9 protein-coding genes are annotated in these 13,035 nt (G+C 67.9%); 3 read left to right on the top strand and 6 right to left on the bottom strand.

Features of this window, described 5'->3' with window-relative positions; genetic code table 11:
• The first annotated feature begins 41 nt into the window (after positions 1 to 41).
• Positions 42 to 983, top strand: coding sequence for a hypothetical protein (locus tag VGR67_08110; GenBank protein ID HEV8336361.1), 942 nt, complete (start codon positions 42 to 44; stop codon positions 981 to 983).
• Between the two features lie 41 nt (positions 984 to 1,024).
• On the opposite strand, the gene VGR67_08105 is transcribed toward VGR67_08110, so the two are convergent.
• Positions 1,025 to 2,350 (bottom strand): folylpolyglutamate synthase/dihydrofolate synthase family protein, encoded by a 1,326-nt coding sequence (locus VGR67_08105; GenBank protein ID HEV8336360.1) that lies wholly within the window; start codon positions 2,348 to 2,350, stop codon positions 1,025 to 1,027.
• Between the two features lie 40 nt (positions 2,351 to 2,390).
• A complete protein-coding gene (gene accD / locus VGR67_08100; GenBank protein HEV8336359.1) occupies positions 2,391 to 3,284 on the bottom strand; it encodes an acetyl-CoA carboxylase, carboxyltransferase subunit beta in 894 nt (297 codons plus the stop codon).
• Between the two features lie 153 nt (positions 3,285 to 3,437).
• Here accD and ubiE point away from each other — a divergent pair, with 153 nt between their 5' ends.
• Together ubiE and VGR67_08090 are read left to right on the top strand one after the other, a co-directional pair.
• Positions 3,438 to 4,223, top strand: a complete 786-nt coding sequence (gene ubiE / locus VGR67_08095; protein ID HEV8336358.1) for a bifunctional demethylmenaquinone methyltransferase/2-methoxy-6-polyprenyl-1,4-benzoquinol methylase UbiE — start codon at positions 3,438 to 3,440, stop codon at positions 4,221 to 4,223.
• Complete coding sequence (locus VGR67_08090; protein ID HEV8336357.1) at positions 4,220 to 5,755, top strand: aldo/keto reductase; 1,536 nt, start codon at positions 4,220 to 4,222, stop codon at positions 5,753 to 5,755. Before ubiE ends, VGR67_08090 begins: the two co-directional genes overlap by 4 nt.
• 217 nt (positions 5,756 to 5,972) lie before the next feature.
• On the opposite strand, the gene VGR67_08085 is transcribed toward VGR67_08090, so the two are convergent.
• The 4 genes from VGR67_08085 to VGR67_08070 form a co-directional block, all read right to left on the bottom strand.
• Entirely contained in the window at positions 5,973 to 8,609 is a 2,637-nt protein-coding gene (locus VGR67_08085) for a lamin tail domain-containing protein (protein ID HEV8336356.1), read from the bottom strand.
• Between the two features lie 245 nt (positions 8,610 to 8,854).
• The gene (locus VGR67_08080; protein HEV8336355.1) at positions 8,855 to 11,101 is read right to left on the bottom strand and encodes a TonB-dependent receptor; all 2,247 of its coding nucleotides are present in this window, start codon (positions 11,099 to 11,101) and stop codon (positions 8,855 to 8,857) included.
• Complete coding sequence (locus VGR67_08075; protein HEV8336354.1) at positions 11,098 to 11,901, bottom strand: ABC transporter ATP-binding protein; 804 nt, start codon at positions 11,899 to 11,901, stop codon at positions 11,098 to 11,100. The genes VGR67_08080 and VGR67_08075 overlap by 4 nt, the downstream gene beginning before the upstream one ends.
• Positions 11,894 to 12,925, bottom strand: a complete 1,032-nt coding sequence (locus VGR67_08070) for an iron ABC transporter permease (protein ID HEV8336353.1) — start codon at positions 12,923 to 12,925, stop codon at positions 11,894 to 11,896. The genes VGR67_08075 and VGR67_08070 overlap by 8 nt, the downstream gene beginning before the upstream one ends.
• Between the last annotated feature and the right edge of the window lie 110 nt (positions 12,926 to 13,035).

Genomic DNA, 13,035 nt, shown 5'->3' with positions numbered 1-13,035 from the left:
GACCTGGCGACCCTTACGTCAGCTCCGACGTCGAGCGCCGGGTGGCGAGCCAGCCTCGCGATCTCATGCGTGAGGCCGTCGACCGAATCATCAAGGACGGGACCAAGGAAGAGCGGACGGGTGCGCTCCACTATTACGAAGTGGAAGTCAACGTCCGTCACCAGCCCGTTGTGGCGGCGTATCAGCCGCTCGTTCTCGATTTTCTTACGAAGGACGACATGCTGGAGAAGGGATATACCTTGGCTGTCGTCGGCACGCTCGGACGCTTCTACCCCTCACGCGAGAGCTTCTTCGCGATCATGGAGGCCGCCAAACGCGCGCCGAATCGGGACGTGCGGTTCGAGGTGCTTTCGTACGTCGCTGGGGTGATCTGCCGCATCGACATCATCGACGCGCGCTGGGCGCCGGAGGGTCCCTTGATCGACAAGAAGATGGCCGACTTCGAGGCCTGGGTCGAGCGGAACCGGGAGCGGATACGGTTCACCAAGGAAGGCGATTTCAAGCTGACCGGCGGCAAGGTTTCCGCTAGACAGCCGAAGCTCGGCCGCGAGGATCGGGGGCGGATTCGGCGGGATCCAGGTTGTGTGCTGCGGCTGATGAGCGCCCTATCCGAAAGCGGCGAGTCGAACCTGGACGCGAAAGGTCTGACCGTGAAGTGCGGCGAGGCGCTGTTCGGCGTGGAAGGCGCTCGCGCGATGCAGCAGGCCTGGGAGGAGTCGTCGCGCGCCGAGGGGCCCTCGCTGGAGGCCCAGACCCGCCTGTCTTCACTCGCCGGCCAGTACCCCTATGCCGACGCCTGGCTCCTGGCCGCTGCCTACGTGGCGGCCTATGAGACGGACCCCAAAGCGGTGGCTCTCGCCAAAGAAGCGCTCATCCAGGTGAGCCCCTCCGAGATCAAGAGAATCACCCAGGGCGAGCCGCGCCCCGTGGTCCGCAAGGCCCGCGACCTGGCCAATCCCGGACGCGCAGCTCCAGTCGATTGAAGCAAATCGGGTCCCCGCGGGCCCGGAGAATGACGCGATGCCTAGAGTGCCTGTCTGGAACGGGGCTCGCCGCCTTCCAGGAGGGTCTTGACGTCGCCGACGAGGTAGAGCGAGCCGGTGACGCAGACGACGCCGCTCGGACCGGCCTCCGCTTTCGCCGCGGAGAGCGCCGCGGAGAGGCCCGGGGCGCGGATCACCGAATCGTGGTGGCGCCGGGCCACCGACTCCAGGACCACCGGGTCGGCCGCCCGTGGCGTCTCGGCGCGCGTCAGAACGATCCTCTGGGCGCAGGGGAAGAGCGCCTCCATGATGCCGTCGAGGTCCTTGTCCATCATGGCGCCGAAGACCATCACCACCTTCCGGCCCTGCGATTTGTAGTTCTCCAGCAGAAAGCGCCGTAAAGCGCGCGCCGACGCCGGATTGTGGGCGCCGTCCAGCAGGATCGTCGGCTGCTCCCCGGCGATCTCGCAGCGCCCCGGCCAGCGCGTCTCGGCGAGTCCCCGGCGAATCGCCTCCTCGGTGATCTTTTCGTGCAGGTTCGGAAGCCGTGAAGCGGCCGCGACGGCGAGGGCGGCGTTCGTCCGCTGGTGCCGTCCCGCCAGAGAGAGGACCAGGTTCTCCATCCGATGGGAGGAATCGACGCCCGAGATCAGCGTCATCGTCCCCTGCGCCCTTTCGGCGATCCGCCAGATTCCTTCCGCCTCCAGCAGCGTCGCGCCGCGCACCGCGGAGGCCCGTAGCAGGACCTCCATCACCTCCGGGCTCTGGGGCGCGGTGATGGCGCGGCTTCCCGATTTCAGGATTCCGGCCTTCTCCCAGGCGATGGTGGCCACGTCCTCCCCGAGGTGCTGCCGGTGATCGAGATCGATCGGCGTGAACAGGCAGGTGACGGCGTCGACCACGTTCGTGGCGTCGAGCCTTCCCCCCATCCCGACCTCGAGGACGGCCACGTCGACGTCGACGTCCTGGAAATGACGGAAGGCCATGGCGGTCGTCGATTCGAAGAAGGTCGGACGCTCGAGGTCTCCGCCGCGGGCGCCCATCTGCTCCACGTGCTCCTGGATCACCGTGGCGAGCCTCGCGACCGAGGTCGGCGCGATCATCTCCCCGTTCACGGTGATGCGCTCCTCGAACTGCACCAGGTGCGGCGAGGTGTAGAGACCCGTCTTCAGTCCCGCGCAGCGCAGCATCGAGGCGAGGAAGGCGGCGGTCGACCCCTTGCCGTTCGTCCCCGCGATCAGGATCGAGGGGAACGAGTTCTGGGGATCCCCCAGGCGAGCCAGCAGCGTCGAGACGACCTGAGTGCCCGGGCGGGCGCCCAGGCGCTGGAGGGCGAACAGATAATCGAGGCTTTCGGAGTAATTCATCAGCGGAAACCGCGTCTCAAGCCCGAACGCGAGAAGGTCCTCAGGGGCCGGGGGCCGGAGCCGGCGCGGAAGGCGCGGCGAGAATTTCGAGATTGACCATGAAGCGCAGACACTGGATCAGGACGTCGCGCATCCGGGAGCGCTCGACGACGAAGTCCAGCATCCCGTGCTCGAGGAGGAACTCGCTGCGCTGGAACCCTTCGGGGAGCGTCTCCTTGATCGTCTGCTCGATGACGCGCGGGCCGGCGAAGCCGATGAGGGCTTTCGGCTCGGCGATGTTGATGTCGCCCAGCATGGCATAGGACGCGGTGACGCCTCCGGTCGTCGGATCGGTGAGGATCGAGATGTAGGGGACCCCGGCCTCGTCCAGCAGGGCGAGCGCGCCGCTGATCTTCGCCATTTGCATCAGCGAAAGACAACCCTCCTGCATCCGGGCCCCCCCGGAGCAGGAGATGACGATCAGGGGAATCCTCTCCCCGAGGGCCCGCTCGATCGCGCGCGTCACCTTCTCCCCGACGACCGAGCCCATGCTGCCGCCCATGAAGCGGTATTCCATCGCGGACACCATCACCTGATAGCCGCCCAGCGTTCCCCGCGCGTTGACGACGGCGTCGGTCATCCCGGTCCGCTCGCGGTACTCCTGCAGGCGATCCTTGTAAGGCTTGGTGTCGACGAACTTGAGGGGGTCGACGGAATAGATGTCGGTGTCGACCTCCTGGTAGCGCCCCTCGTCGAACAGGGCGGCGAGACGCTCGGCGGCGGTGATCCGGAAATGATAGTTGCACTTGGGGCAGACGTTGGCGTTCCGGAGAACCTCCTTCTTGTAGATGATCTCCTTGCACCCCTCGCACTTGACCCAGAGCCCCTCGGGCATCCGGAGCTGCTTGCGCTCGACAGGCTGCTTGGGCTTCTTGATCTTCTTGAACCAGGCCATGGCCAAAGGGGGAGCTCCGGAAGGGGGTGCTCGACGAGGAATGTTACCAGACCGGCTTCCGAAGGGTCAATGAAGGGGGTCGTGGGACCTCCCGAGGCTTGTGGCAGCGCGGGAATTGTGGTCTGATCGCCAGGCCTGCCAAGGAGGGAGTAGGTGAGCTCAGCGTCGCGCCAGGCCGCGCCGGAGAACCGCTATGTCGCGACCGGAGAAGAGCGGCCGGTCAAGGTCCGCGCGCTCTTCTCGCGCATCGCGCGCCGCTACGACCTGATCAACGATCTGATGAGCTGGGGAATGCACCGGCGATGGAAGCGCCGGCTGGTGGAGCGGGCCCGGCCCCTCCCGGGAGAGAAGGCGCTGGATCTTTGCTGCGGGACCGGAGACGTGGCGCGCGCCCTGGCGAAATCGCCCGCGGCCGGGGGGAAGCTGCCGGTGATCGGGCTCGACTTCACGGAGGAGATGCTGGCGATCGCGCGCCGGATCACTTCGGGGTCCCTGCCGGTGCGGTTCGAGAAGGGGGACGCCCTCGATCTCCCCTTCGCCGACGGGGAGTTTCAGATCGTCACCGTCGCCTACGGGCTGCGGAATCTCGCCGATCTCGACCGCGGGCTCCGGGAGGCGCGCCGCGTCCTGGCCCCGGGCGGCCGGTTGGCGAGCCTGGAGTTCGGCAGGCCCCGCCATCCCGTGCTGAGCGCTCTTTATTTCGGCTATCTGCGGGCCGCGCTACCCCTGTTCGGCGTTCTCTTCTTCGGCGATCCGCACACTTACGCGTACATCTTCGCCACGGTGAGCCGTTTCCCGGGGCAGCGGGAGCTCGCCGGCCGGATGCGCGACGCCGGTTTCGACGAGGTCGAGGTCGATGAAGTGATGGGAGGGGTGATGGGGATCTGTGTGGCGAGGAAGCCGCTGCCGGGCGGCGATTCGACGCGAGGCCGACCTTGAGCGGCGCTTCTCCCGATGCCACGCGGGCTTTCGCCGGAGGCGCGGGCGAGCGGGGATTCTCCCGGGACGCCTACCGCGGGCTCGGCCGGACGGGCCTGATGGTCTCGGCGGTCGGTTTCGGGGCGTACCGGGTCGACAGCGAGGCGCTGGAGCACCGCGAAGCGCTCCGGCAGGCCCTTCGAGGCGGCTGCAATCTGATCGACACCTCCACGAATTACACCGACGGAGCCAGTGAGACGGGCATCGGCGAAGTCCTCGGCGAGATGATTGCCGGCGGCGAAATCTCCCGCCCAGCCACGGTCGTCGTCTCCAAGATCGGCTACGTCCAGGGCAAGAACATGGACCTGGCCCGCGAGCGCGAGCAGGCGGGCGATCCCTTTCCCGAGATGCTCAAGATCTCGGAAGGGTGCTGGCATTGCATCCATCCCCGCTTCCTGGCGGATCAGCTCGGCCGCTCTCTGCGGCGTCTGGGCCTCGAGCGGCTCGACGCCTGCCTGCTCCACAATCCGGAATATTTCCTCGAGCACCCTCCCGCCGGAACCGGGACGGGAGGCCTGGAGGAGCTCCGCCGAATCTTCTACTCGCGGGTGCGCTCCGCCTTCACCCACTTCGAGAAGGAGGTCAGGGACGGCCGGATTGCCTGGTATGGCGTCTCGTCGAACAGCTTCGGAGCCCCGCCGGGCGAGCCGGGAGCGACGTCGCTCGGGCGGATGCTCGAGGAAGCCCGGGCCGCCGCCGCGGAAGCCGGACTGCCGCCCGAGAAGCACCATTTCGCGGTGGCGCAGCTTCCGATGAATCTCTACGAGCGCGATCCTCTGACCGTGAGGAAGGAGGGGCCGGCGGGAGACGAATCGACCCTGGGCTTCGCGGAGCGCAGCGCCGTCGGGCTGCTCGTCAACCGTCCTTTGAACGCCTTCGCCGCCGGGGAGTTGATTCGCCTTTCCGATTTTCCGACCGAGCCGCCGGAGCTTCCCATCCCCGAGGCCCTGGAAGGGGTCGCGAAGCTCGAAGAGGAGTTCGCGCGCCGGATCGCGGGGGGCCTGCGGCTTCCCCCCGGCTCCCCGAGGCCCGCGGACCTCTTTCCCTGGGGCCGCCAGCTTGCCGCGGCGGCCGGGCGGCTGGGGGGATACGAGCATTGGGAGGCCGTCGAGGAGCGGCAGATTCACCCCCGCGTCTACTACTCCATCTCCCTGCTCCGCTCGACGCTGCCGCCGGAAGACGCCGGAGAATTCCAGTCGTGGCTGGAGCGGTACGTTCCCGAGCTGCGCAAGCTGCTGGGCGCCCTCCGGGCCGACTGCGCGGCGCTCAGCCGCCGGCGCAGCGCTCAGATTGCCGCGCGCCTCGACCCGGGATTGCCGGCCGCGCTCCGGAGCGAGAGCCTCTCACGCAAGGCCCTTCACGCCGTCGCTTCGCTCGCGGGCGTCACTTCCGTCCTCAACGGCATGCGCCGGCCCCTCTACGTGCGCGACTCGATGGAGATCCTGAAGTGGCCCCGCCTCCCACAGGCCGCCGCGCTCTTCGCGGAAAGCTAGCGTCGCGTCTCCACAGCTGCCCTATGACGAGTACCTTTCGCGGCTGTTCGAGCGGCCGGTCGAGCTGAACGTTCGGGTGAATCCGGAAGGAAATCGGCGACGGGTGCGCCAAATCAAGCAGCTCCTCGCGGGGAAATGGCGGCGTTCGGGCCTGCTCGGACGGCGTCCCAGCGGTTGGACGGAAGACCCTTGATCGGTGGAGGGGATCCGCAGGAGCTTAGGGGCACGCCGCGGCATTCGGGCGGAGCGCGCCGGTGCTGGAAGCGCCCAAATCGCTCTCTCCGCAGCCATCCTTGGCGCTCATGAGGTAGTAGGTGAGAGTCCCCAGCGCGGGCGGGGCGGCGTCGCTGAAGGAAGCTCCCGTGACGCTCGTCGCGAAACAGGTGTGGTTGTAGGCGAAGGCTCCCGTCACGCCGCGGCTGCCGCGATAGGCCTGGTAGGCGGTCGCCTGGGGGACGGCGTTGGCGGTGAAGTCGGACGCGCTGGTGAACCTCAGGTTCTGCGGCGCCGCCGGGACCGACCAGGCGGCGGCATTGTGCGCGGCGCAATCCAGGCCGTCGTTCCATCCGTCCCCGTCCTGATCGGGATCGCAGGCATCGCCCATTCCGTCTCCGTCCAGGTCGCCTTGGGCGGGGTTGTAGCTGTCGGGGCAGTTGTCCCGGGAATCGACGAGGCCGTCCTGATCCCCGTCCCGCTCCCCGGAGGAGCTGCCGAGACTGAACCGCCAGTCCTGAGACCGGTTGGTGTCGACGCCTTCCGTCGTCCTCAGGATCGAGTGCCCCGCGGGAAGTGACAGGACGTTCACGAAATCGTCCGCGCCCGCCACGTTCCAGATCCCCGCCGCTTGCGCCAGGTCGTCGTCCCCGAGCCAGTCGCTTGAGTGAGACCCCGACACGTCCCACACCACGAAATCGACGATGCGCGAGGCCGAATGCTGGTTGCGGAAATAGAGCGCGGCCTGATCTCCCGCGCGATCGAGCGCCGCGGGGTCGGCGAGAGGCGCGAAGAGCGAGGCGGAAGTGTCGATTCCGGGTCCGAGCGCGATCCAGACCCGGGCGTGGGACGGGAGAATCAGATCGGCTCCCCCCACTTGCGGAATCACCAACAGGGGCGAGCCGGTGTCTTCGTCGCCCACCATCCAGCCGCTTACGTCCACCGAGCCGCTGCCGGCGTCGTAGAGCTCGAGACCGGCGGCGGTCCCGGCGGCGGGCGACATCAGCACCTCGTTGAGGACGACGCCTCCCGCGTTGGGCCGTCCCGGGCTCGGATCGGAGGCGTCACGCCCGCCGGAAGTCTCCCAGTCCGAGGGCGCGCCGATGCGTAGCGCATCGCCGCTTCGCCCCAGGGATTGCGCTGCGGCTATCGACGAAGTGTCGACGGCGCTCCCCGAGATCCAGAGTCCGGCCGCCACCGCATCCGCCACGTCGCTTCCGAAATCGGCGCTGCGCAGCGTGTCGTCGTCCCACGCCACCAGATCGGCCAGCGTCGCGGCGTTCTGGGTCGACGAGGCGTAGAGAGCGACCTCGTCCTCGGCTTCGTACGCTGGAAACGGGTTGCCGCTGTAGAAATGGGCGACGCCGTCGCTGAAGTCCAGATCGTTCGTCCCCGCCGCGAGGTGCACCACCAGGAACGCCGCGGGAGGAAGCGTCACGGCGGGCAGAGCGATGCTGCTGTTGGCGCCGCCGTCCCGGTCGGTGAGCACGTAGCCGGCCAGAGACAGTCCGGTGTCGGCGGTATTGGTGATCTCGACCCACTGGGCGCCCGGCGCGGGAGAAGCGAACACTTCATTGAGCAGCGGACCCGTCCGAGTGAAGGTCCCGGCCTGAATGTCCGCCTGGATGACGCCGTAATCGGGGAACCAGTCGGCCACCTCCAGCCCGGGCCCGGAAGGATGGGACTCGAAGCGGACCAGGTTCACGACCGCGGGATTTCCGATGTCGGCGAGAGGGATGCTCCATTCGGTAGCCTGATCGCAGCCGTTGTCGGGCACTTTGCCCGTGGCGGCCGCGCCGCTGTAGGGGACGCCCGCATCATTGTCCGGGTTCGCGTCCGGCGGGCCGTTGCGATAAAGGATCGTCTGAAGAATCGCGCCGTCTCCGCGGAGGTAGAGGTCGAACCGGTAGTCGTAGGTTCCGTCCCGATCGGTGTCGAGCTGGATGTTGAACGACGTCGTCTGGCCGCTGAGGAGGCAGGCATCGACGTCGAGGCGGGCGTAGAGCGTCGTCTTGGAGGCGCCCACGACGAACCAGCCCGAGCGCAGGTCCCCCTTTTCCGGGGTCGCGTCGTCGTTCTGGTCGAGGAACCGGCCCACGCCGCTCCAGTCGCCAAGCGAGCCGTCGATGACGATGTCGGCGGCCACTATCCAGGAGTTCGCATCGGAGGCGTCGCCGTCGGCATTCCCCTGGACCGTCAGGGCCGGGGGAATCGCATCGCCGCTGAAATCCACCGTCGAAGGGACGGCGGCGGCCGACGGAACGGACGAGGGAGGCGTGGCCCGGAAGCCCACCCGCAGGCTCGAGCCGCCCGCGGCGGGCGCGGCCAGGAGAAACGCGAGACTGTTACCCGCGCTCTGATCGGCGTAAGAGGCCGGAGCGCCGTTCACCATCACCGAAGTCAGGGTGGGCGCGCGAAAGCTCCCCGGAACGGCGAGGGTGACTCGATCCATCGGATAGACGGCATCGAGCCGGATGTCGTAGGTGAAATCGACGGGACCGGCCGAGAGAGCCACGCGGTTGGGAGAGACCTCGGCGAGCGAGTCGGCGAGGGCTATCGGAGGGAGCCAGAAGCTCGCCGAGAAGAAAGCGAGGAGGGCCATTCGCTGCCGCCGACCCGCCTTGCCTGTGCTGCGCTTCATGGCCCCGCTCCTTGCTTTCCGGTGTCCACTTTCCGCACGCGATCTCAACCTCGCTTAACATATACGCAATATCCATACCGCATATGCGTCTCATGGCGGCCCTTTCGAAGCGCTGGAAATCCAAGCGGTTAGATTTTGAGTCTTCGGCGGACAAAGCAGCGTTGACGGAGCCAGGCGAACGTCAAATGTCAGGGCCTGAAACTGCCTGTCAGTCGCTCTCCGTCAATCGGCGGGCAGCGGACGGTTCAATATCGGAACGTGGCCCCCGCGAGGAAATGCCGCCCCGGCGCGGGCGTGTAGAACTGATCGAAGGAGAAAGAGGAAAAATTGAAGGCGTAGATCCCCCGGGTGCTGTACAGGCGATCGAGGACGTTGTCGGCCTGGAAGAAGCCCTCCCACTTGCCCCGCGCGTAGGAGATCCGGGCGTTCAGCACGTTGTAGGGCGGCAGTTGCGGAGCGTCGTTCCCCAGATCGGAGGTGAGGACCTGCCGCTCCACGTAGATGTCCTGGAGACCGGCCTTCCATCCCCCGCCCAGCATGACGTCGAGACGGGCCGAATACTTCAGACGCGGAATCTGCGGGAGACGATCCCCCTTCTCGACGCGGCTGCCGATGTTGGCGTCGTCGAAGGAGGTGCGGAAAGCCGCGTCGGTGTAAGTCGCCCCGAGCTCCCCGAGGAAATGCTCGCCCAGCCGTGTTCCGGCGGTGAAAACCGCCCCCCGGCGCCGCGTGCGCGGCAGGTTCAGGTTGATCCCGAGGAACTGGGAGGGGTCGGTGAGGACGAAGAAGATCTCATCCTGCACGTCGATCCAGAATCCATTCAGCGACAAGGTCGAGCTTTCTCCCACCCGCCGGCTCCAGCCCGCCTCGAAGTCGTCGGAATGCACCGGATCGAGATCGGGGTTGGAGAAGAAAATCGGAAAGGCGAACAGCTCGATGACGGTGGGCGCCCGAAAACCGCGCGAGTATCCGGCGTAGAGCGCGGTCTTCTCCCCCGGGTTGAAGTTGACTCCGAGCCGGGGGGAAACCTGCGAGAAGTCGCGGTCTCCGCCCGTCTCGCCTTCGGTGAGGACCGGAGGGGCCGCGGAGAAATCGTAGGAGGCCTGGCGCCCGCTGCTCGCCAGGCGGATGCGATCGAGGCGCACCCCGCCGGTCACCGAGACCTTCGGGCCGAACTGGAAGGTGTCTTGCAGGAAGAGCCCGAGGAAGCGCCGGGTCGAATCAGCGTGCGACACGGAGTGCGAGAAGTCGCTCTCGGGAAGAGGATTCCCTTCGGAATCGGTGCGGATCTGTCCGGTGTCGAAGCGATCCCGCGCGATCTCGGCCCCCAGAACCGCCTGGTTCGATCTCGCCCCGAAAGATTTCTCCTGCGCCGCCTGGATCGTCCAGGCCAGGCCCATCCGGTCGACCTCCGATTGCGAGCCCAGTCCGCTCCTTCCCCCGTTGAACCCGTCTTCCGCGCTGTCGCGGAAGGAAAGCCGGGAAGTCAGGGAGAAGCCGCCCGGGCGCAGAAGCCGGTAGCGAAGGCCCGGAAGGTAGAGATCGGTCGCGCTGAAATCGTTCTTGTTGAAGGGGCTCTGCTTGCGATTCTGCCGCAGCTCCGCGGCGGTCAGCGCGCCGGGCTGGTCGAGATGATTCGTTTCCGCCGTCAGGTCGACGCCGAGGCTTTGATTCGCGGTGAGCTGCCACTCCGCCTTCCCTGCGAACGACGAAGCCCGGGTGCCCGAGTTGTCGCGGAAACCGTCCGAGCCGAGGTACCCCAGCCCGGCGTGGTACGAGAGCCTGCCCCGGCGGCCGCCGGAGGAGACCGCGGCGGTTTTCGAGGAGAAGCTCCCGCCGGAGAGGGCGGCTTCCAGGCGCGCGGCGTCACCGCCGCTCCGGGTCACGACGTTGATGACCCCTCCGAGGCCTCCCTCCCCGAACAGGGCCGAGCTGCTGCCGCGGATCACTTCCACGCGCTCCACGTCGAAGAGCGGAATCAGCTCGAAGTTGACGTAACCGGTGTCGGGCTCGTTGACGCGCACGCCGTCCACGACCACCAGCGCGGCGGTGGCCAGGGATCCCGTGTTGAACCCGCGCAGGTCGGCGGTCGATTCCAGGCCGTTGCCCACCTCGTCGAACACCACGAAATCGCTGCGCAGGGCGAGGAAATCCTGGAGCGTCGCCGCTCCGGAAGCCTGGATCTCCTGGCGCGTGTAGACGGTCACGTGCGCCGGGATCCGGGAGGCTTCCTCCGGAGCGCCGGGGAGGCGCGTCGCGGTGACCCGCACCTTCTCGACGAGACCGGTGTCGGCGGGCTGCGACGGGTCGCGGCGCGCGCTGGCGGAAGAACGCGTCTCCTCGTCCGGCGAAGACGGAGATTCGCCGGCGGCGGCGCCTTCGGATCCGGCCTGCTTGCCGTCCGAGGGTGAGGATGAGGCGCCGGCGGCCTCGCCGGGGGCTGCGGCGAGCGCCAGAACGATCACGCCGAAAATCGCCAGGATTCGCTTCATCGGGCACCTCCTTGGGGGACCGGGGGGTAGGGGATGACGTAGGGAGCGCCGGTGCGCGGATCGGTCTGGATCTCCGCGTCGGTGCCGTAGAGCGTTCGGATTCCGGCTTCGGTGATGACCTCTCGCGGAGTTCCGGAAGCGATCACGGCGCCTTCGCGCAGCAGCCATAGGATCCGGCAATAGCGCGCCGCCAGGTTCACGTCGTGGGAGATGGTCAGGACGGTCAGGCCGGTGGCGCGATTGAGACGGACGAGGATCTCGTAGATCTGGAGGCGGTGCTTCAGGTCCAGAAAGCTGGTCGGCTCGTCCAGCAGCAGCACGCCGGGCTGCTGGGCGAGCGCCCGGGCGATCGTGACTCTCTGGCGCTCGCCGCTGCTCAGCTCGCCGAGCGATCGCGAAGCGGCCCCTTCGAGCCCCACCTCGGCCAGGCAGCGCTCGGCGATGTCGACGTCCTCGCGGCTCTCCATTCCCAGGAGGCCCACATGCGCGAACCGCCCCATCAAGACCGTCTCGAGGACGGTGAAGTCGAAGACGAGGCGCGATTCCTGGGGGACCACCGCGAGGACCTTGGCCCGCTCTCGAGCCGAGAGTCGGCTCAGGTCCGCGCCTTGGAGGAGAATCCTGCCCGACTCCGGGCGCAGCACGCCCGTGAGGAGCCGGAGCAGCGTCGTCTTCCCCGAACCGTTGGGGCCGATCACCGCCGCGACGGCTCCCTCGGGAAGCGCGAGCGACAGCTCGCTGAAGCGAAAGCGTCCTGGATAGGCGAAGCTGAGGCGCTCGGCGGCGAGGATGTCAGTCAAAGGGAGTCTCCGCCTGGCGGCGCCGGTAGAGAAAGATGAAGGCGGGGCCCCCGAGCAGGACGGTCAGGACGCCGACGGGCAGCTCCGTGGGGGCGAGCATCGTGCGCGCGAGCGTGTCGGCGACGACCAGTCCTGCGGCCCCCAGGAGCGCGGAGGCAGGCAGCAAAAGGCGATGGTCGGGCCCGAACAGGAAGCGCGCGGCGTGCGGCACGATGAGGCCGACGAATCCGATCAATCCGCTGAACGAGACGACCGAGGCCGTGATCAGGGAGGCGGCCGTGAGCGTGATGATCTTGGCGCGCTCCACGTCGGCTCCGAGCTGGCGGGCCGTCTCTTCTCCCGCGCAGATCAGGTCCATCCTCCTGGCCTGGGTGAGCAGGACGAGGAAGCCGGTGCCCGTCAGCAGCGCCAGAGTCGCCAGGACCGCGTAGGACTGCGGCGAGAGCGTGCCGACGAGCCAGAAAATCACCCCGTGCACCCGCGAGAAATCGACGACGCTCTCGAGAAACAGGATCAGGGCCAGGAACAGGGAATTGAAGATCCACCCGATGAGGAGCATCGGCGTGGAGGCGACGCGGCCTCGCGAGCGCGACAGAACGAAGATGGCCGCGACGGTGGCGCAGGCGCCGGCGAACGCCGCGAGGGGACGGACGGGCCAGCCGGGCAGCCGGCTCTCGGCGCCTGAGGTTACCGCGAGGATCGCTCCGAGCGCGGCGCCCCCGGAGATTCCCAGGATGTAGGGATCCGCCAGGGGATTGCGGAGAACCGCCTGGAAAGAGGCGCCGGCGCACGCCAGGGAGGCTCCGGCCAGCGCCGCGAGGAGAATCCGCGGGAGGCGGATCTGCCAGAGAATGGCGGCGAGCTGGGTGTCAGAGGAGCGTCCGACGAGCGCCGCGAGAAGCGCCGCCGCCCCGGGTCGCACGGCGCCGATCGCCAGCGCCCCGAGCATCGCGGCGGCGAGCAGCAGCGCCAGGAGGAGGACGACGCGGAACAGCCGGCCGGGAGTGAGTCGGGAGGGTTTCACCAGAGGCCTTCACCGCGGGCGCCGCGCCCAAAGCGGAAGGCTCATGGGGCCGGAAAAAGAAAAGCCCCGGCGGAAGAGCCGGGGTCACGCGGAATCCTGCACCTTCCCTT

This window comes from Candidatus Polarisedimenticolia bacterium, assembly GCA_036004685.1.
Classification (GTDB): Bacteria; Acidobacteriota; Polarisedimenticolia; order Gp22-AA2; family AA152; genus DASYRE01.
This window is presented reverse-complemented; position numbering and strand designations above follow the sequence as displayed.